At 70.2% G+C, this 17892-nt stretch carries 18 protein-coding genes and 1 pseudogene; 12 read left to right on the plus strand and 7 right to left on the minus strand.

What is annotated here, in order from left to right; genetic code table 11:
* Positions 1-8 precede the first annotated feature (8 nt).
* Positions 9-278: a hypothetical protein gene (locus ACFYNP_RS12140; RefSeq protein ID WP_388410013.1), complete on the plus strand. Its 270-nt coding sequence runs from the start codon at positions 9-11 to the stop codon at positions 276-278.
* A gap of 208 nt (positions 279-486) precedes the next feature.
* Here ACFYNP_RS12140 and ACFYNP_RS12145 read toward each other — a convergent pair whose 3' ends face one another.
* Both ACFYNP_RS12145 and ACFYNP_RS12150 read right to left on the minus strand, forming a co-directional pair.
* Positions 487-1149, minus strand: a complete 663-nt coding sequence (locus ACFYNP_RS12145; protein ID WP_388410010.1) for a deoxynucleoside kinase — start codon at positions 1147-1149, stop codon at positions 487-489.
* Positions 1150-1991: 842 nt separating this feature from the next.
* The gene (locus ACFYNP_RS12150; RefSeq protein WP_388784969.1) at positions 1992-2483 is read right to left on the minus strand and encodes a hypothetical protein; all 492 of its coding nucleotides are present in this window, start codon (positions 2481-2483) and stop codon (positions 1992-1994) included.
* A 180-nt stretch (positions 2484-2663) separates the two neighbouring features.
* Between ACFYNP_RS12150 and lanL the strand changes: the two genes are divergently transcribed.
* The 4 genes from lanL to ACFYNP_RS12170 all read left to right on the plus strand — a co-directional run bounded on the left by lanL (position 2664) and on the right by ACFYNP_RS12170 (position 7724).
* Positions 2664-5354, plus strand: a complete 2691-nt coding sequence (gene lanL, locus ACFYNP_RS12155) for a class IV lanthionine synthetase LanL (RefSeq protein ID WP_388784970.1) — start codon at positions 2664-2666, stop codon at positions 5352-5354.
* 67 nt (positions 5355-5421) lie between these two features.
* The gene (locus tag ACFYNP_RS12160; protein WP_189389786.1) at positions 5422-5577 is read left to right on the plus strand and encodes a VenA family class IV lanthipeptide; all 156 of its coding nucleotides are present in this window, start codon (positions 5422-5424) and stop codon (positions 5575-5577) included.
* Between the two features lie 105 nt (positions 5578-5682).
* On the plus strand, positions 5683-6837 hold the full coding sequence (locus ACFYNP_RS12165) for an ATP-binding cassette domain-containing protein (protein WP_388784972.1): 1155 nt from the start codon (positions 5683-5685) through the stop codon (positions 6835-6837).
* Positions 6834-7724 carry an ABC transporter permease gene (locus ACFYNP_RS12170; protein ID WP_388784974.1) on the plus strand — a complete coding sequence of 297 codons (891 nt, stop codon included), beginning with the start codon at positions 6834-6836 and terminating at the stop codon, positions 7722-7724. The genes ACFYNP_RS12165 and ACFYNP_RS12170 overlap by 4 nt, the downstream gene beginning before the upstream one ends.
* Before the next feature lie 72 nt (positions 7725-7796).
* Here ACFYNP_RS12170 and ACFYNP_RS12175 read toward each other — a convergent pair whose 3' ends face one another.
* Positions 7797-8180, minus strand: coding sequence for a helix-turn-helix domain-containing protein (locus ACFYNP_RS12175; RefSeq protein WP_100579203.1), 384 nt, complete (start codon positions 8178-8180; stop codon positions 7797-7799).
* Between the two features lie 99 nt (positions 8181-8279).
* On the opposite strand from ACFYNP_RS12175, the gene ACFYNP_RS12180 reads away from it, so the two are divergent.
* Together ACFYNP_RS12180 and ACFYNP_RS12185 are read left to right on the plus strand one after the other, a co-directional pair.
* Complete coding sequence (locus ACFYNP_RS12180) at positions 8280-8936, plus strand: FMN-dependent NADH-azoreductase (RefSeq protein WP_388409995.1); 657 nt, start codon at positions 8280-8282, stop codon at positions 8934-8936.
* A gap of 214 nt (positions 8937-9150) precedes the next feature.
* Positions 9151-9300 (plus strand): annotated as a pseudogene (locus ACFYNP_RS12185) (N-acetyltransferase); the annotation flags it as partial.
* Positions 9301-9323: 23 nt separating this feature from the next.
* Here the strand turns inward: ACFYNP_RS12185 and ACFYNP_RS12190 are convergent.
* Complete coding sequence (locus tag ACFYNP_RS12190) at positions 9324-10253, minus strand: LysR family transcriptional regulator (protein WP_388784976.1); 930 nt, start codon at positions 10251-10253, stop codon at positions 9324-9326.
* A 100-nt stretch (positions 10254-10353) separates the two neighbouring features.
* Between ACFYNP_RS12190 and ACFYNP_RS12195 the strand changes: the two genes are divergently transcribed.
* Positions 10354-11379: a zinc-binding dehydrogenase gene (locus ACFYNP_RS12195; RefSeq protein WP_388784978.1), complete on the plus strand. Its 1026-nt coding sequence runs from the start codon at positions 10354-10356 to the stop codon at positions 11377-11379.
* Positions 11380-11443: 64 nt separating this feature from the next.
* Here the strand turns inward: ACFYNP_RS12195 and ACFYNP_RS12200 are convergent, their stop codons facing one another.
* Together ACFYNP_RS12200 and ACFYNP_RS12205 are read right to left on the minus strand one after the other, a co-directional pair.
* A complete protein-coding gene (locus ACFYNP_RS12200) occupies positions 11444-11659 on the minus strand; it encodes a hypothetical protein (protein WP_388784980.1) in 216 nt (71 codons plus the stop codon).
* Positions 11660-11703: 44 nt separating this feature from the next.
* Entirely contained in the window at positions 11704-12960 is a 1257-nt protein-coding gene (locus ACFYNP_RS12205; RefSeq protein WP_388784982.1) for a phosphodiester glycosidase family protein, read from the minus strand.
* A 229-nt stretch (positions 12961-13189) separates the two neighbouring features.
* Here ACFYNP_RS12205 and ACFYNP_RS12210 point away from each other — a divergent pair, with 229 nt between their 5' ends.
* Entirely contained in the window at positions 13190-13537 is a 348-nt protein-coding gene (locus ACFYNP_RS12210) for an STAS domain-containing protein (RefSeq protein ID WP_388784983.1), read from the plus strand.
* A gap of 101 nt (positions 13538-13638) precedes the next feature.
* The gene (locus ACFYNP_RS12215; RefSeq protein ID WP_388784985.1) at positions 13639-14118 is read left to right on the plus strand and encodes an ATP-binding protein; all 480 of its coding nucleotides are present in this window, start codon (positions 13639-13641) and stop codon (positions 14116-14118) included.
* Positions 14119-14247: 129 nt separating this feature from the next.
* Here ACFYNP_RS12215 and ACFYNP_RS12220 read toward each other — a convergent pair whose 3' ends face one another.
* Complete coding sequence (locus tag ACFYNP_RS12220) at positions 14248-14811, minus strand: GNAT family N-acetyltransferase (RefSeq protein WP_388784987.1); 564 nt, start codon at positions 14809-14811, stop codon at positions 14248-14250.
* A 186-nt stretch (positions 14812-14997) separates the two neighbouring features.
* Between ACFYNP_RS12220 and ACFYNP_RS12225 the strand changes: the two genes are divergently transcribed.
* Both ACFYNP_RS12225 and ACFYNP_RS12230 read left to right on the plus strand, forming a co-directional pair.
* Complete coding sequence (locus tag ACFYNP_RS12225) at positions 14998-15828, plus strand: DUF4118 domain-containing protein (protein WP_388784989.1); 831 nt, start codon at positions 14998-15000, stop codon at positions 15826-15828.
* Positions 15829-15947: 119 nt separating this feature from the next.
* A complete protein-coding gene (locus ACFYNP_RS12230) occupies positions 15948-17792 on the plus strand; it encodes a gamma-glutamyltransferase family protein (RefSeq protein WP_388784991.1) in 1845 nt (614 codons plus the stop codon).
* Positions 17793-17892 lie beyond the last annotated feature (100 nt).

Raw genomic sequence — 17892 nt, forward strand, 5'->3', positions numbered from 1 at the left:
GGCCCGCCATGATCGTGCTGCTCATTGTTCTCGCCATGACCCTGTTCGGTCTCGGGTTCCTCAACGCCCTGTGGTGGGTGGCCGGTGCCGTGCTGGTCTTCGGCTTCTTCCGCTACGGGCGAGGTGGATATCGCGGATGGGGTCGCGGCGACGACGGCGGATTCCGGAACTACCGCGACTTCCGGGACCGTGAGGCGCGCTGGGGCCGGCGCTACGACCGACAACACCGGAGCCGATGGCTACGCCAGGACCGCCGGGACCGTGAGCATCGGGAGTGAGGTCCCTGGTTCCTTGGTGAGGTCCCTGGTTCCTTTCGGCCAGGCGGTTCACGAAGGACACGATGACCAGCGGTGTGAGGTCGGCGGCGGCAATGAACGCGCTGGGCAAGCCCTGGGAGGTCGAGGCGCCCCCGGCCCGTGCCCCCGGCCCGTGCCCCCGGCCCGTGCCCCCGGCCCGTGCCCGCGTCCGGGCAGGCGCTGAGGAGGTTCAGCTTCGAGGTGCGGCGGCCGCCAGGGCGGCCTTGACCTCTCGTGCCACGCGGGCCGCGTCCTCGGGGTTGTTCACCACATCCGTGTGGTTCATGTCGACGACGAGGACATCGCTCGCCGAGTAGTGCTGGTGCACCCAGTCGTCATAGCCGGCCCACAGGGTGCGGTAGTACTCGACGAGGCTCTCGTCCTGCTCGAAATCGCGGCCCCGCAGCCCGATGCGGTGCAGCACGGTGTCGAAGTCCGCCTTGAGGTAGACCATGAGATCGGGTGCCTTGCGGTACGGCAGGCCGTCGATCTCGCGCATCATCTCGTTCAGCAAGCCCTCGTACACCCGCATCTCAAGCGAGCTGATGCGGCCGAGGTCATGATTGACCTTGGCGAAGTACCAGTCCTCGTAGATGGAACGGTCCAGGACGTTGTCGCCCTGCTTGTACGCCTCCTTGATCGAGGCGAACCGCGTCTGCAGAAAGTAGAGCTGGAGCAGGAAGGGATACCGCTTCGCCTGGATCTCCTCCGGGCCGGCCGTGTAGAAGAGCGGGAGGATCGGGTTGTCTTCCACGCTCTCGTAGAAGACCGCACTGCCCAACTCCTTGGCGAGCAGTTCGGCAACGCTCGTCTTGCCGATTCCGATCATGCCTCCGACGCAGATCACTGGCATTCCTCACTTCTCCCCGGGGGATCTTCTGCTCGCGGGCGGGCCGGCTCGGCGTTCCGCACCGACCGGGACGCCGGTCGGCGGAGAGCCGGCTCTCCGAGAACGTTCAGCTCAGCGTCGTGTGGTCACTGTTCCAACCCGCCACCCCGAGGCCGCCCTGAAGCATAAATGACGAAGTGCCCACCTCCGCCGCTCGGGTTGTGCGTGACCCGGCCTCGGCGCAGCCGCCGCGGGCGCGTGACGGGCCGGACGGCGCGGACCGCCGGTCCCGTCGGAACGGTCCCGTCGGATCCGGTCCCGGACGCAACGCGGTGGTCGAGGACCTGGACGAGAAGCAGCCGCCACTAACCGGACGTGGGCCGGGCGGTGAACCGGCGTACGCCGTGGCCGGTTCCGTACGAATTCGGCGCGCGGCAGGCGCCCGGCGCGCGATGCGCCCGACGTGCGCACGGTCGCGGCGACCTCCCTTCCGGCCCCGCCGACCCAGGAGGCGACCGCATCCACGGCCGGCCATGAGACGTCACGCGCAAGAACAGCGCCCACGGGGAAACCGCCGTTCCCCGCGCGATTTCCTCGGCGCGCGGACCGAGAATCCTCCGGGGCCGGCAGGGACGCCAACGCGCTATCGCGAATTTGTGATGTGAGGAATTCCTGACCGCATCGAAATGGGGAAGGGAAGGGAATCCGTCGCACTCTTCCGCGTCTCCGGGGCGCGACCAGGCCCCCAGGGGTGGCCCCCACGCGCAGCTCCTCGAACGCCGCACCTCAATCACCGGGACCATCCTGCGAAGCGGGCCCCTGAGCTGTTCGAAGATCCTAGTGGGATTGGGGTAATTCATGATGGATCAGATCCGGAAATGAGCCGGACCGGCCGCCCTCGCGTCAATGATGTACACGAATCCACCGATGCGAGTTGACGGTTCAATATCTTTAGGGATGGGTGAAATCAGGCTGGCGTTCATGGTCGCATCGATGGCTTGGATCGCGACCTCGGTGGTGGAAACCATGGCGGGATCGCGCTCTTTACCGGCTGCCGGGCGGGGAGCGAAGCTGTGGGGCGGGCGGGCCGCACCGATGCCCCCGCCGTGGTCGGCCGCTGCCGTTGATCGGTCGGCCGCTTGAACCGAACCGGAACGCGGGACGATGAACGAAGGAACGGTGCTGTGCGCTCGACAGTGAATGGACAGCCGTCTGACCAGTGGGTTCGGCGGCGAAATCCATCGGCCGATGATTCGTTCGGGCCCATGCGATCCCTGGAATCCCTGCGAAGTGGAGAATTGATCCTGGACCGATTGTTTTCTCGGACCGTGAGCGAGTGAGGCCGAGGCGTCGAACACGTGAATTAATTTCACTGATCGGGACCCGTGCGCCTCCATTTGCGCCGGACTGCGCCATCCGTCGCTCAAGTGCCACCGTGCGCCAGCCGGGGCGAGTATCTTCCGGCGGGTTCACGCTCTACCTTTCTTCTTACCGAAGGCATATTCCACCAGCGGTTTTAACCGTTGAGAGGGACGCGCATGACGAGTCACGCAACCGAGGTCGATCTGGAAGTCCTGCTTCACCGGGCCCTACGGGCCACGGGCATGAGCGAGCGTTGGACGGTCGACGTGGACGAGATGTGGTGCCGCCTCGCGCGCCCGTCCGGTATTCGTCGCCGGCAGGGCTGGAAACTGCATGTGTCCGCGACGGCCGCGTCGGCGCCGGACGTTCTCGTGAGAACTCTGGAAGTGCTGCTGCGGGAGGAGTCGATATTCAAGTTCGCCCGCTCACTCGAACAGGTGGGCGCGCTGAACTCCCGTGCCACGCCCCGGGGAAGTTCCGGAAAGTTCATTACCGTTTACCCGCCATCCGACGACGACGCGGCACGTATCGCGCTGGAGCTGCACAAGGCCACCGCGGGGCTGGCCGGTCCGCGCATCCTCTCCGACCAGCCCTACGCTGCGCACAGCCTGGTGCACTACCGCTACGGAGCCTTCGTCGGCCGGCGCAGGCTCTCGGAGCACGGCCTGCTGGTGTGGTTCATGGAGGACCCCGACGGCAACCCGGTGGAGGACAAGCGGACCGGCCAGTACGCGCCGCCGCCCTGGGCCATCAGCCCGTTCCCCGCCTCGGTGCCGCTACCGCCACAGCGGGAGAAGGCGGCCGGCACTCCCGTGCTGCTCGGCGGCCGGTTCTCGGTGAGGGAAGCGATCCGGCACACCAACAAGGGCGGCGTCTACCGGGGCACGGACGTCACCACGGGCAGAGCCGTGGTGCTCAAGGAAGCCCGGCCGCACGTCGATGCCGACGCCTCGGGCTCCGACGTACGGGACTGGTTACGGGCCGAGGCCGGCACGCTGGAGAAACTCAGGGGAACCGGACTGGCCCCCGAACCGCTGGCGATGTTCGAGACGGGCGGGCACCTGTTCCTCGCGCAGGAAGAAGTACCGGGCGTGCCCCTGCACACCTGGGTCGCCGAGCGCTACCGGGACGTCGGGAGCGAGCGCTACCGGGCCGAGGCGCTCGCCCAGGTCGCGCGCCTCGTGGACCTGGTCGCCGCCGCTCACGCGCACGGCTGGATCCTGCGGGACTTCACGCCCGGCAACGTCATGGTCCGTCCCGACGGCGAACTTCGTCTCATCGACCTTGAGCTCGCCGTCCTGGAAGGCGACACAATGCTCCCGACCACGGTGGGGACCCCCTGCTTCAGCGCCCCCGAACGCCTGGTCGGCGCTCCCGTCTCGCGGACGGCCGACTACTACAGCCTCGGCGCCACCATCTGCTTCGTACTCGCCGGGAAGGTCGCGAACCTGCTGACCGAGGAGCCGGCCACCAGGCCCGCGGAAGCGCGCTTCGCCGAGTGGCTGGCCGCGTGTGCCGGAGTGCTGCGGCTGCCTGAGGGCCTGACCGAGGTGATCCTCGGGCTGACGAGGGACGATCCGGCCGAGCGTTGGGACCCGGCCGCGGCACGCGAAGCCCTGCGCGCGGTGAACCCCGTCCGGCAGCGGCATCCCGCCCGGCAGGCGCGCCCCGCCGCCGACACGGGACGTGCCACAGCGCCCCACGATGTGACACAGGCCGCGATCACCGGGATGGTGAACCACCTCGTCGATTCGATGACCCCGGCCGACGACCGACGGCTGTGGCCCGTGTCCACGCAGGCGGGGGAGGCCGGCCCCTGCACCGTGCAGCAAGGTGCGGCAGGGGTGCTGGCCGTTCTGACACGGTACTTCGAGGACACCGGGGACCCGCGCCTGCCGGAGCTCCTCTCCACCGCGGGCCATTGGATCGCGGCGCGCGCCGACACCGCTCCCCTCCGTCCCGGCCTGCACTTCGGCGGTCGCGGAACCGCCTGGGCGCTGTACGACGCCGGACGCGCGATCGGCGACCGTGAACTCACGGACCGGGCCGTGGCCCTGGCCCTCGCCCCGCTGGAGTCGACACCCAGCTACGACATCACCCATGGCTCCGCCGGCAGCGGACTCGCCGCCGCTCACCTGTGGCACCGAACCGGAGACCCGCGCCTGGCCGCACTGGTCGTCGCCGACGCCGACCGGCTGGCTGCCGCCGCGAGCGCGGAGCCCAACGGCGTGAGCTGGCCCGTCCCGGCTGAGGCCGTGTCCCAGGAGGCCGGCAAACGCTACCTGGGCTTCGCGCACGGAACGGCCGGCATCGGCTGCTTCCTGCTGGCCGCCGCCGCCATCTCCAACCGCCCCGAGCACCTGCGACTGGCCCTGGCGGCGGGCGAGTCCCTCGTGGCCAACGCCGTGCTGGTCGGCCAGGCTGCCCAGTGGCCGGCCCAAGGCCAGGACGTGCCCACAGCGCCGTACTGGTGCCATGGTTCGGCGGGCATCGGTTCGTTCCTGATCCGCCTCTGGCAGGCGACGGGGGACAAGCGCTTCGGGGATCTCGCCCGCCACGCCGCACAAGCGGTCGTGGAGCGCGCCTCCCGCGCCGCCCTCACCCAGTGCCACGGGCTGGCGGGGAACGGCGACTTCCTCCTCGACATGGCCGAAGCCACCGGGGACACGGCCTACCGCCTCATGGCCGACGACCTGGCCACCCTCATCGCCTCCGAACGGGCCCACCGCGGCACTCACGTCGTCTTCCCCAACGAGCACGGGAAGGTCTCGACGAGCTGGAGCGACGGAGCCTCGGGAATCCTGGCGTTCCTGCTGCGGACGCGCCTCACAAGCCCCCGGCACTGGATGGTCCAGAAGCCGGGCTGAGCGACAGGGGCTCGCGCCATCGCCGCTGTCGCCACTCACCGAGCACCTCACAGAGAAGGAGAAAGTCATGGAGAACCAAGACCTTGAAGTTCTGGCACACCTGCACGCCCTTCCGGAGACCGACCCGGTTGGCGTCGACGAAGCCCAGTTCGGCGGGACCTGTGCGTGCACCGGCCTGCTGACGCTGCTGAACACCGTCTGCGTCGGAGTGAGCTGTTCCTAGCCCAAGAAACCTCCGGCCGGCGGCTGCCCTCGCAGCCGCCGGCCGGAGCGCGGCCGCTGCGGCCGGCAGGCCTGCGGACGACACCCCGTAGACGAGGAACCGACCATGCGGCCCCATGCCGAAGACGAAGCCCGTACCCGCGCCACCCGCACCGGCGCCGCCCTCCCGGCGGCCGCCTCCACGAGCCCGGAGCCCGCGGGCGCCGGGGCCCCGACGGCCTGCGCCATCAGCACGCGTGGCCTGGTCAAGAGCTACCCGGGCCCGGACGGCACCGCCACCCATGCCGTGCACGGCCTGGACCTCGACGTGTACGAGGGCGAGACCTTCGCCTTCCTGGGCCCCAACGGCGCGGGGAAGTCGACCACCATCTCCCTGCTGTGCGCTCTGGCCCGTCCCACAGCGGGCCGCGCCACCGTGGCGGGCGTCGACGTGATCCAACGGCCGGACGAGGTGCGACGCAGGGTCGGCATGCTCTTCCAACAGAGCGCGCTGGACGCGGATCTGACGGCCGAACAGAATCTGCACATCCACGCACGCCTCTACGGACTCAGCCGACGGCACGCCCGCCTGCGTGCCACCGAGACGCTCGAAAAGGTGGGCCTTGCCGACCGGCGGCGGTCCCGGGTGCGGACCTTGTCCGGCGGCATGCGACGGCGGCTGGAGCTCGCGCGCGGCCTGCTTCACGCACCCCGGGTCCTGTTCCTCGACGAGCCGACCACCGGCCTCGACCCGCACGCCCGCGCCCAGATCTGGGAGTACCTGCGAACCCTGCGCGACCAGCACGGCAACACGCTCTTCATCACGACCCACTACCTGGAGGAGGCCGAGAACTGCGACCGCCTCGGCATCATCGACCACGGCCGACTGGTGGCGCAGGGCACGCCCCTCGCGCTGAAGGCGGCGATCGGGGACGACCGGGTGGCGCTGCGCACCAGCGACGACGCGGCGGCACGGCAGGTGGTCGGCAGGCTCGTGCCGACAGGGCGTGCCCTGTCCCTGGACTCCGAGGGGGTGTCGCTGCGGATCCCGGACGGCAGCACCTGGATTCCCCGTCTGTGCGCGGCACTTGAGGCCCACGGCATCGCGGTGCACGCCGCTTCCGCGACCCCTCCGACACTGGACGACGTGTTCTTCCACCACACCGGCCGCAGTATCAACACCCCGCCGTCCCACGGAAAACCGGCCGTCACGATCCCGGGCGCCCCACCGGCGCCCACGACTGGGGGCCCCATCCCGGCAGCGACCGAGGAGGTCCGGTGACCGCACCCGCTCTTCCGGCATCGGACGCCACGGCCACCCCTGACCGGCCCGGCGTCTCCGGCGGGACCGGCCGTGAGCGGGTGCCCCGGCTGTGGCACGAACTGCGTGCCGTCCACGCGCTGGTCCACCGCGATCTGCTGCGCCTCGCGTCCCAGCCCGTCCACACCGCACTGATGCTGGTCCAGCCGATGCTCTACCTGTTCATCCTGGGCGGCGGTCTGGCCGCTCTGATCCCCAACTCCTCACTGGGGGGCGGCTACCAGGCCTACCTCTTTCCGGGTGTGCTGATGATGACGGTCCAGACGCCCGCCATCATGGTCGGCATCCGTCTGATCACCGACCGGCAGAGCGGCTATGTGCGCGAACTCCTGATGGCGCCGGTCCACCGCCCCACCCTGCTCCTCGGAACCTGCGCCGGTGGCACCCTCGTCGCCACGGTGCAGGGCGCCGTGCTCCTCGGACTGGTCGGCGCGATCGGGCTGCCCTACGACCCGCTCCTGCTGCTCATGCTCTTCGGCGGCATGCTGCTGACCTCCTTCACCCTCACGGCGCTCGCCCTGACCCTGGCCGTCAGCCTGGACCGGCCGGAGGTCTTCAACATGCTGCTCGGCCTGGTGATGATGCCGCTCCTGCTCCTTTCGGGCGGCTTCTTCCCGATCGAGAACCTGCCGGGCTGGGCCCACACCCTGGCCGCGGCCAACCCGCTCGCCTATGGAGTGGATCTGCTCCGCCGCTGCATCGCCGTACGGGTGCCGGACCGGACAGCCCCCATGACGGTCGAGTGGGCCGGGTGGCAGCCTCCCTTGTTCCTGGAGGGCGTCCTCCTGCTGGCCACCGGAATCCTGGCCCTGCTCTGGGCCTCCCACCGGTTCAGCCGCCCCGAGTGAGCGCAGGCACGGACCCGAACCCCGGAGATCCGGGCACGACGCGAACGCGCCCGCGCCGGGGCACCCGGGGGCCTAGGCGGGTGAGCAGCCGCCCGCGCCCTTGAGAAGGTACTTTTCGGCCCACTGGGCCAGTTCCGTGAGAGCTGGCTCCAATGCGGCGCCCGACTCCGTGAGGCGGTAGCAGACGCGAACCGGGGGACCTTCGTCCACCTCGCGCAGGACGAGTCCGGCGGCGACGAGTTCCATCAGTCGATCGGCCAGCATGCGCTCGCTGATGCCCGGGATCGCCTGGCGCAGATCGGTGAAGCGGTCGAGTCCCTGGGTGAGGGCGGAAACGATCAGTCCCGTCCACCGCTTGCCGAGCAGCCCGAAGACCTGCGTGATGCCGTCGCCCACGCGGCCGCAGGCTTCCGGCTCGTGCCGCTGCCCGCTGTCGCGCTTTCGCTGGTCCGCCATGGCCTCAGACTACTACCCTGCCGTGAGGGGGTGAAAAAAAGTAAGTGACTGTGCTATCAATAGTGGCGTACGAAAAGTGCCACCTCCTGGGAGATCCTCATGGCCACCCTTCTGCACATCGACTCGTCCCTGTTCCCCGCCGGAGCGTCCGCGTCCCGCGCGGTGACGGATGCCTTCCGCACGGCATGGGAGGCGCAGCACCCGGACGGCACGGTGGTCTACCGCGACCTGTCCACGGATCCGGTCCCGCACTTGGACGGTCTCGCCGCCTCCGCCGCGTTCGTGGATCCCTCCGCGCACACTCCGGAGCAGGCGGCCGCCTTCGCCGAGCGCATGAAGCTGGTGACGGAACTGGAGCAGGCGGACGCGGTCCTGATAGGCGCGCCGATGTACAACTTCACGATCCCCTCCACCCTGAAGGCGTGGATCGACCAGATCGCCTTGATGGGCCGCACCGCCGGTCCCGATTCCACGGTCAAGGGCCTGCCGGTCACCGTCGTCGCCAGCCGTGGCGGCGCGTACGGCCCGGGCACCCCGCGTGAGCCCTTCGAGTACGTGCAGAACCTCCTGGACGCGATCCTGTCCCAGATCATGGGCGCCGAGGTCGACTTCATCGTCCCCGAGCTGACACTGGCCGCTTCCAATCCCGCGATGGCCGAGTTGATTCCGCTCGCGGAGGCATCCCGCGAGAAGGCCCTCTCGGACGCGGCCGCGAAGGGCAAGTCCCTTGCCGCCAGGGTCGGTTCGTCAGCCTGAGCGTGCTTCGCTGCCCGGCCCCCGGACGGGGTGCCGGGCGACGGCGGCCGTCGAGGCTTGGGCGAGTGCCGTGGTCCGGCGCGAACGGAACCCTTCGCCGACGAGTACGAGATCGCGTCCCCGTTCACGTCACCAGGATGCTGCGCCCCTGTGCGAAGAACGCCAGGTGCCCGACGTACTCTTCCGCCGTGTGACCGACATGCCCTTCCGTCGCATGACCGACTTGCGTTTCCGCCTCGCCACCGAGGCAGACCTGGCCTTCCTGGTACGCCTGCGGGACGACGCCGCTCGATGGATGCGCGCGCAGGGGATCACGGGCCAGTGGCAGCCGGGTGAACTGGACGAGCACCACTTCCGCCTCGTCACTGGCGGAAGAGGCCTACGTGGTCAATGGGTTGATGGCCACCCGTGTCCGGGAAGGCTCAAGCCCTCAGTTGCCGTCGTGCGCAGTTCTCGCACCAAGGCGCGTACGACGGAGGACCTGGCCAGTTCGGGGGTGGTGACGTAGCCGACCTGGCGGGTCGGGCGGCCGGGGCCGAGATCGGTGATCCCGACCGAGTCCGGTGCTCCGATCAGGGAGAGCGCGGGCATGATCGCCATTCCGTGGCCACCGCTCACAAGCGAGAGCACCGCTCCGTCGTCCTCGGCCTCGACGGTTGCCTTGGGAATCCAGTCCTGTGCGGCCCACCAGTCGCGGGTGTACGCGCCGCAGTTCTCCGCCCAGTCGACCAGAGGCAGTGAGCGCGGGACCCTGTGGCCCGTCGCGTGCACCAGGGCATACGGCTCCACGAGAAGCTCGCTCGCGACCAGGCCCGGGGGGAGCACCGCTGAGCCGCCGAGCGTGGCGATGGCCATGTCGGCCTTCCCGTCGGCCACTTCGCCCGCGGCGCCGCGTCCCACCTCGCGGACGATCCGCACCCGCGGCTCGATTCCGGGGTGCCGGGTGCGCAGCCGCTCAAGCACCGGCGGCAGGAGATGCAGCGCCGCGCTGCGGAAGGCGGCGATGCGTAGCGGCCCCTCCGCGACATCGGGTCGCATGGCACCCCGCGCCTCGGTGGTCAGGACGTCCAGCAGTCGCAGGACGCGGCGTGCGTGCGCGACCGCCTTCTCCCCGGCGGGGGTGGGGCGGGCTCCGGCGCGGCCGCGCTCGAAGAGGACGGCACCGATCTTGCGCTCGCTGCCGCGAACGGAGTGGGAGACCGCGGACTGCGTCAGGCCGAGCGCGCCGGCCGCGGCCGAGAAGCCGCCGGTGTCCGCGACCGCCACCAGGGCGCGCAGTTCTTGCGGGACGAGATCGGAACCGTTCACGGCGGCCACGGGGCGCTCACCTCGATGTATGAAAGCTGCTCATGGGACGGTGCGTCCCATGAGCGCAACCGGCTGCCGCCGAGGACCATTCCCGGCCTACGGTCGAGGCATGAACGAGACCGCGCTCACCGTGCACCAGATCGCTCGCCCGCACGGGTTGCCCACCGCCGAGCACTTCGCCTTCGTGGAGTCCGCGATTCCCGAACCCGCCCCCGGCAGCGCGCTCGTGGAAAACCTCTACTGGTCGGTCGACCCCTACCACCGCGAAATGATGGACGACGGGCCCGACGGCTTCGCGCTCCACGCACCGCTGGAGGGTCGCACCATCGGACGGGTGGTCGCCTCGCGCACGCCCGGGCTGTCCGAGGGCGAGATCGTGTTCCACCGACAGGGCTGGCGAACGCATGCGGTGGTCGGGCCCGATGAGATCCGGCGGCTTCCCCACTTCGACGGGGTGCCCCTGACCGCGTACTTGAGCACTCTCGGCGGCACCGGCCTGACCGCCTATGTGGGCCTGACCCGCATCGCCAGGCTCCGGGAGGGGGAGGACCTCTTCGTGTCGGCCGCCGGGGGCGGAGTCGGCACGGCGACCGGGCGGTTCGCCAGGCTGCTGCTCGCCGGACGGCTCGTGGGCAGCGCGGGGTCGGCCGCGAAGGCCGCCCATCTCGTCAGGGAGGTGGGCTATGACGCCGTCTTCGACTACCACGACGGACCCGCGGCGGACCTGCTCCACAAGGTCGCGCCGGGCGGTATCGACGTGTTCATCGACAACGTCGGCGGCGAGCAGCTGGCGGCGGCGGTCGGGGCGCTGCGTGAGTTCGGGCGCATCGTCCGCATCGGCACGATCAGTCAGTACAACACCGCCGATGCGCCGGCGCCGCGCTTCAACTACGCGGACATCGTGGAGAAGAGCCTCCGCATGGAGGGGTTTCTGGTCAGTAACTACCGTGATCTGCAAGAGGAGTTGTACGACTTCGCGGTGCCGCACTTGCAGAGCGGTCGACTGGCCCTGGACGAGACGGTCGTCGACGGGTTCGAGCACCTGGTGGACGCGTTCCGGGGAATGCTGCGCGGCGACAACACCGGAAAGATCATCGTGCGCGACCGCTCACAAGTCCCCCCGGCCGCGCACTGACACGGCGTCCAGGGCCCCGGCACGACGGCGACGGCAGCGACGGGCATGGTGCGCCCCCCGGTGTTCAGCGGCGTTCGTGGCGCTTCTCGTGGTGGTCGGCTGGTTCAGCGCACTGCTCGCCGAAGAGGCTGGTGGTGCACGGGCCGCCGTCGCCGGTGTAGACGTGGTGGCGGATCGGCTCCAGCGGGATGCTGACCTGTCCGCCGATCGGGGGCGGTGTCGGCCGCGCGAGCTGCGCCTCAAGCTGGGTGATACGGGTATGCAGCTCGTCGCTGTTCACAGGGGCCTCTCCATCAGTCGGGTCCGTCCGATTCTCCTACCCGCTCAGCCCGATCCGGCCCTCCCCGGCTCCCCGCTCCTGTCGCTGGGGCGGAGGGCGTAGAGGGCAATCCCGTTGGGGACGCGGCGCTGCTGGCCATGGTCGAGCGTGTTGCGTACGGTCGCCCGTCCCGTGACGGGATCGCGGGTGGTGAGGGTGGTGGATGCGCCTCCGTCGAGGTAAACGCCTTCGTCGCAGCCCAACGACCGCAGCAGACCGGCGAGTTCGGCCAGGGTCAGCCCGGTGGCTGTTGACTCCCGGCCGTCGGTGGCGATCAGACGCAGCGACCGCCCGTGGTCGGCGACACCGACCGCGGTGCGGGGCTCGGCGGTGACGGCGTTCAGGCCGGGCAGCGGCTGGCGGTCTTTGAGCAGGGGGTAGGCGCCGAGTGCGAAGGCGAACGGGATCCGGCTCGTGGAAGCGAGGCGGTAGCCGGCCTCGACCGCTGTGCCCGGGGTGAGGGAGCGCAGTGCCCGGGCGCCGGCCTCGCGGCCGAGGGCGACGGTGGTCCCAGGGGGGATCGGGCCGGTGCCGGGAGTGGTGCTGGTGCGTTGGACGCGACCGTGACGGATCGTCACCTCGAAGACCTCCTGGGTGCAGGGGGCCGCCCGGTCGTGGTCGGTTCCGCAGACGGCGCGGGCGCGTGACACGCTGCCCCAGTGCGAGGTGAACAGGCCGATCGCCCCTTCGGGGAGCGCGTACTGGTTGAGACCTCGCACGGGCAGCGTCGTGCGCGCGGTACGGAGGTGACCGTGCAGGGTCAGGCGCCCGGTACGGGCCCTGCCGTCCGTACCGACCCCGAGGACGTCCTCAGCGCTGTCGCCAGGGGGCAACGGGCCACCGAAGCGCTGGCCTTCGGGTACGGCCGCCTTCAGAGGGCGGCCTTCGAGCACGGAGGCACCCGAGGCGGCGCCGGTGGCGGGGACGCCGGGATGCTGGTCCTCGGTGATGTTGAAGAAGTCCCCGTTGACCGCGGCGACGGCTCCCTGGCGTTCGGCCATGACGGACACGGGCGCGCGATCGGCGACCGCCCCGGGGTACAGCAGGCCGGCCCGTACGCCGCGATGTCGCAGGTCGACGGTCAGCAGATGGATGCGGGTCGGGCCATGCGCCGTGGTCAGAGTGAACGCGCGGTACTCGACCCCCGGGGCGATGCGCTCGACGGCGCTCGCGTCACGGGGAGCGGCTGCCTGCGCGGGGCGGGCGGTGCACAGGGAGAGGACGAGCAGAAGGACGGCGGCAGCGACGCGGGCCCGATTCATGCGCCCAACATCCCGCCGACCGTGGCCCGGTGACTACAGGCGTGACGCAAGCGTGGCTGAAACCACCCGCATGGCGCGGCCCGCCACTCCTTCGGGCCGGTGCCCCGGGCCCGGCCCCACCCCCGGGGCCGGTCGGGTCCTGCGGTCCACCTCGCGCGTCACCCCTTCGGGGACTCAGGAGGGCGGGGCACCTGTTCGGCCGGAGAGCGGGGGGTGTGAAAATGGGCCCATGCGAGAGGCTTCCGATGGCAGCATCCACGTCATTCGGCATGGAGAGGTCTTCGTGATCACATTGAGGGGGGAGGTGGACCACGATGATGCCCCGACGTTCCAGGCGGCCTGGGACGCCGCCGATCAGGCGAGGCTGCCCACCACCGCCGTGGACCTCTCCCAGCTGGTCTTCGGAGACAGCATGCTCCTGAGCGCCCTCCTCAAAGCCAAGCATCGTCACGATGCCGACGGCCGCGACCTCATTCTCCTGGGCCCCTTGCCGCCGGCCGTCCACCGTCTCCTCGACATCAGCGGCACACTCGATTACTTCACAATCGCCGACACCGGCCCCGCTCCGATCAGCTAGCACATGACCCTCATGGACGGCGCGGTTGCGGGTAGGCGAATGCTTGCGAGAGACGACAGCTTGTGATGAAACGTCGATCAAGGATTTACGGAAAGAGCTCCATGGTCGCTGCCCTCGAAAACCGCGCATCAATCGAACAGGACTCCGCGGTGCCCCTGCGATACAGCACCGCCTGGCAGACGACCGAGTTTTCCATCGCCGATGCGAGAACAGCCGTGCGCATGCTGCTCCTGCAAGCCGGCCACAGGCCCGACGCCCAGCCCTGCCTGGACGCTCAGCTCGTCGTGAGCGAACTGGTCACCAACGCGCTGCGTCACGCACCGGGACCGGGCAGCCTCGCACTGGAAGTGAGCGCGGGCGCGGACCTGTTGGAGATCACCGTGCGCGACGGGTCTTCGAATCCGCCGCAACCGCAGGCAGCCGATGCGGGGCGGATCGGTGGACACGGTCTGCTGCTGGTCCTCAGGTTGTGCGAGCAGCTGCACACCAGGCCCCTGACGTCCGGCAAGCAGATCGTCGCCCGCCTCCACCTGGGCAGGGCCGCGTCCGTCACGGACGACGACCCGACAGCGATGAGGTGATCGGGGATGAGGTGATCCGGGCCACCGAATCGCCCCCGCCCTGGCGATCAGGGCTTCTTCGTTCCCCTTAGGTCGGCAACACCGCTTGTTCCGTCGCGCGAGGCCGTGGTCATGGCCGACCGGTCGTGGCTAGCGCTGCTCCCACCGCTCCTTGGTGATCTCGAAGCGCACGCCCCCTTGCTCGGATCCTTCGACCCTCTCCATGCCGGGCGGAGTGGGAATGGCCTTCGCGAGCGTCATTCCGAGCTTCTCCATGACCTTGCGCGAGGGGCGGTTGACGACCATCGTCTCGGCCCAGACCAGGCGCACACCGAGCCCTGTGAACGCCTTGTCCAGCAGAGCCCGCGAACCCTCGGTGGCATAGCCCCTGCCCCAGGCCGCCCGCCGGAGCCGGTAGCCGAGTTCGACCTCCTCCAGCGGGCCCTGCGGCTGCGGACGCAGACAGAACCAGCCGATGAACGCGCCGCCTTCCCTCTCGTGTGCGGCGAACAGACCGAGCCTGCCCCGCCACCGCCCGTAGCCGGCGAGGATGGTGGGCAGTTGGCGCTCGCGGACGACCTCGGGGGCGGTGGGAACGCCCCCGCTCAGGTAGCGCATCACCGCGGCGTCGCTGTCCAACTCGACCAGCAGCCCCGCGTCGTCGGCGGTGAAGTGGCGCAAGGTCAGGCGTTCCGTCTCCAGATAGGTGTCCACGGAGCCGATCATGCACAAGCGGCGCGGACAGTTCAACGGCTGCGCGCCCCGTGCGACACCACTGGCGTGGGGCTCGGCGCGTGGCCGGCCGGTCGGGGCCGGGGGAGCGGCGGGCATGTGCCGTCGCGTAAGGAGTCCGTCAGGAGTGGCAGCGTCACGGAGCCGCCTTCCCCGGGCGGGGGCATCGTGGAAGGCGAAGCACTGGAGGTGGCCATGTCCGGGTTCACGCTGTCGGGGGCCGTCAAGCGGACGCCCTGGCCCGCGGCGGTCTCGTATCGAGGTCGCGACCAGTTGGCGCTGGTGGCTGCCGTGGCCGGGCCTCTCGCCGTGGCGGCAGCGCTCGTACCGCTGCGCACGCACCTAGCGAGTACGAACCTGGCGCTCGTCCTGGTGGTGGCCGTGGTGGCGGTGGCAGCGAATGGTCACCGTGGTGCTGGGGTACTCGCGGCGCTCTCCTCGGCCGCCTGGTTCGACTTCTTCCTCACTCGCCCTTACGAGCGCTTCACGATCTCCAGCGCCGGCGAGATCACCACCGCCGTACTCCTGCTCGTGGTCGGAATCGCGGTGTCGCAACTCGCCGTACGAGCAAGGCGGTTGAAGGTGGTCTCGATCACCGAAGCGGATCACCTCGCCCGCATCCACGAGACGGCCCGGCTCGCTCAGCAGGCCACGTCGGCGAACGCCGTCGTGGCCCACGTCCGCGAACAGCTCATCGAGCTGCTGGCCCTGGACGGCTGCCGCTTCGAGTACGGCACGCTGCTCGGGCACCCGCCGCAGCTGGGTCAGGACGGCGAGGTCACCACTGCGCGCGGCAGCTGGGAGGTGGAGCGCCGAGGCTGGCCGCAAGGGGAGGAGATCGAACTTCGGGCCTTCGGCAAGGGGCGGTACTACGGACGGTACATGCTGAGGCCGGGCAACGCCGGGGCTGCCCCGCTCCCGGCCCGGATGGTGGCGGTGACCCTCGCGGGGCAGGCCGGAGCGGCCCTGGCGGAGGCGATGCCCGGTGGGGGTGACTGAGCGGCGGCGCGGGTCCGTCGGCGGTGTCCGGGAAAGGGGGAGCCCTGGCGCGGGCCCGAATGCCATATTCGGGTGGTGAGTTGATCTCCCGACGCAGAGCAGCAGCGAGGTGGCACCGCATGTTCACGACCCGCCCCACCCTTCAGGGAACCTTCGGCATGGTGTCCTCCACGCACTGGCTGGCTTCCCAGTCCGCCATGGCCGTCCTGGAGGACGGTGGCAACGCGTTCGACGCCGCCGTCGCCGCCGGTTTTGTCCTGCACGTGGTCGAGCCGCACCTCAACGGGCCGGCGGGAGAGGTTCCGATTCTGCTCGCCCCGGCGGACGGTGAGGTCAAGGTGCTGTGCGGACAGGGGGTCGCTCCGGCCGGCGCCACGATCGAGCACTACCGGGGACTGGGCCTGGACCTGGTGCCGGGTACGGGCCCCCTGGCGGCCGCGGTGCCGGGCGCGTTCGACGCGTGGATGCTTCTGTTGCGCGACTACGGCAGCAAACCGCTCGCCGACGTGCTGAAGTACGCCATCGGTTACGCGGAGCACGGGCACGCGCCGGTCGAGCGCGTGGGTGAGACGGTGGCGACGGTCCGGGTCCTGTTCGAGACGGAGTGGCGCTCCTCCGCGGCGCTGTACCTGCCGGACGGGAGGCCGCCCCGGCCGGGCGAGTTGTTCCGCAACCCAGTACTCGCCGCGACCTGGAAGCGACTCGTGACCGAAGCCGGCGGTGCGGGGAGCAGGGTTGCCCAGATCGAGAAGGCACGGGAGATCTGGCGATCCGGCTTCATCTCCGAGGCACTCGTACGCCAGGCGCGGCAGCCCACCGTGGACACCAGCGGAGGACGCCACACCGGGACTCTCACGGCCGCGGATCTGGCGGACTGGTCCGCGACCTACGAGGCTCCGGCGGTCTACGACTGGCAGGGATGGACCGTCTGCAAGCCCGGCCCGTGGAGTCAAGGCCCCGCGCTGCTTCAGCAACTCGCGCTCCTGCCCACGCGACTGCCGACTTTCGGATCGGCCGAGTACACCCACGTACTCATCGAGGGATGCAAGCTTGCCATGGCCGACCGCGAGGCCTGGTACGGCGATGCGGCCGAAGGGCTCCTGGGGGACCTGCTGGCACCCTCGTACAACGAACAGCGGCGGTCGCTGATCGGCCCCGAGGCGTCCCACGAACTGCGGCCCGGCAGTCCCGGCGGGCGGACACCGCGGCTGAGCAGGCACATACGCGAGGCCGGGGTCGCGTCGTCCGGCCACAACCTCCTCGGAGCGGGAGAACCCACGGTCACCGGTGGTCCGTTCCGCCAGAGCCAGGGTCCCCTCCCCGGGCCCGGGGAAGTGACCGTGGCGCAGGACGGTGCCACGTCCGGCGACACCTGCCACCTCGATGTCGTGGACCGGTGGGGCAACATGATCGCGGCCACGCCCAGCGGGGGCTGGCTCCAATCCAACCCCGTCATTCCCGAACTGGGCTTTCCACTCGGTACGAGGCTCCAGATGGCCTGGCTCGACCAGGGCCTCCCGAACTCGCTCACCCCCGGCCGCCGTCCGCGTACCACGCTCAGCCCGACCCTCGCGCTGCGCGACGGAGTGCCCACGCTGGCCTTCGGCACTCCGGGAGGCGATCAACAGGACCAGTGGCAACTGCACTTCCTCCTCGCGGTGGCGCTGCGCGGCGAGGTCAGGGGCGGCCTCGACCTTCAGGGGGCCATCGACGCGCCGAACTGGCACAACGAGAGTTTCCCGAGTTCCTTCTATCCACGCGGCATGCGTCCTGGCCTGGTGGCCGTCGAGTCACGGATGGAGGCGGAGGTCGTGGCGGAGCTGCGCCGACGAGGCCACGACGTGCTGGTGGGGGAGCCCTGGTCGGAGGGCAGGCTGTGCGCGGTCGCCCGCGATGCGCGTACGGGAGTCCTGTCGGCCGCGGCGAATCCGCGCGGGATGCAGGGATACGCGGTCGGCCGCTGAACAGGGCTCTGCGGGGCGAGACCGAGCGAGCCTGCCTCCAGGCACGCGCGCCGCCCGTACTTCGCGCGGGGAGCGGGTGCAACGCGTGCAACGGGCAGGC

This window comes from Streptomyces sp. NPDC006691, from assembly GCF_042869955.1.
Classification (GTDB): Bacteria; Actinomycetota; Actinomycetes; order Streptomycetales; family Streptomycetaceae; genus Streptomyces.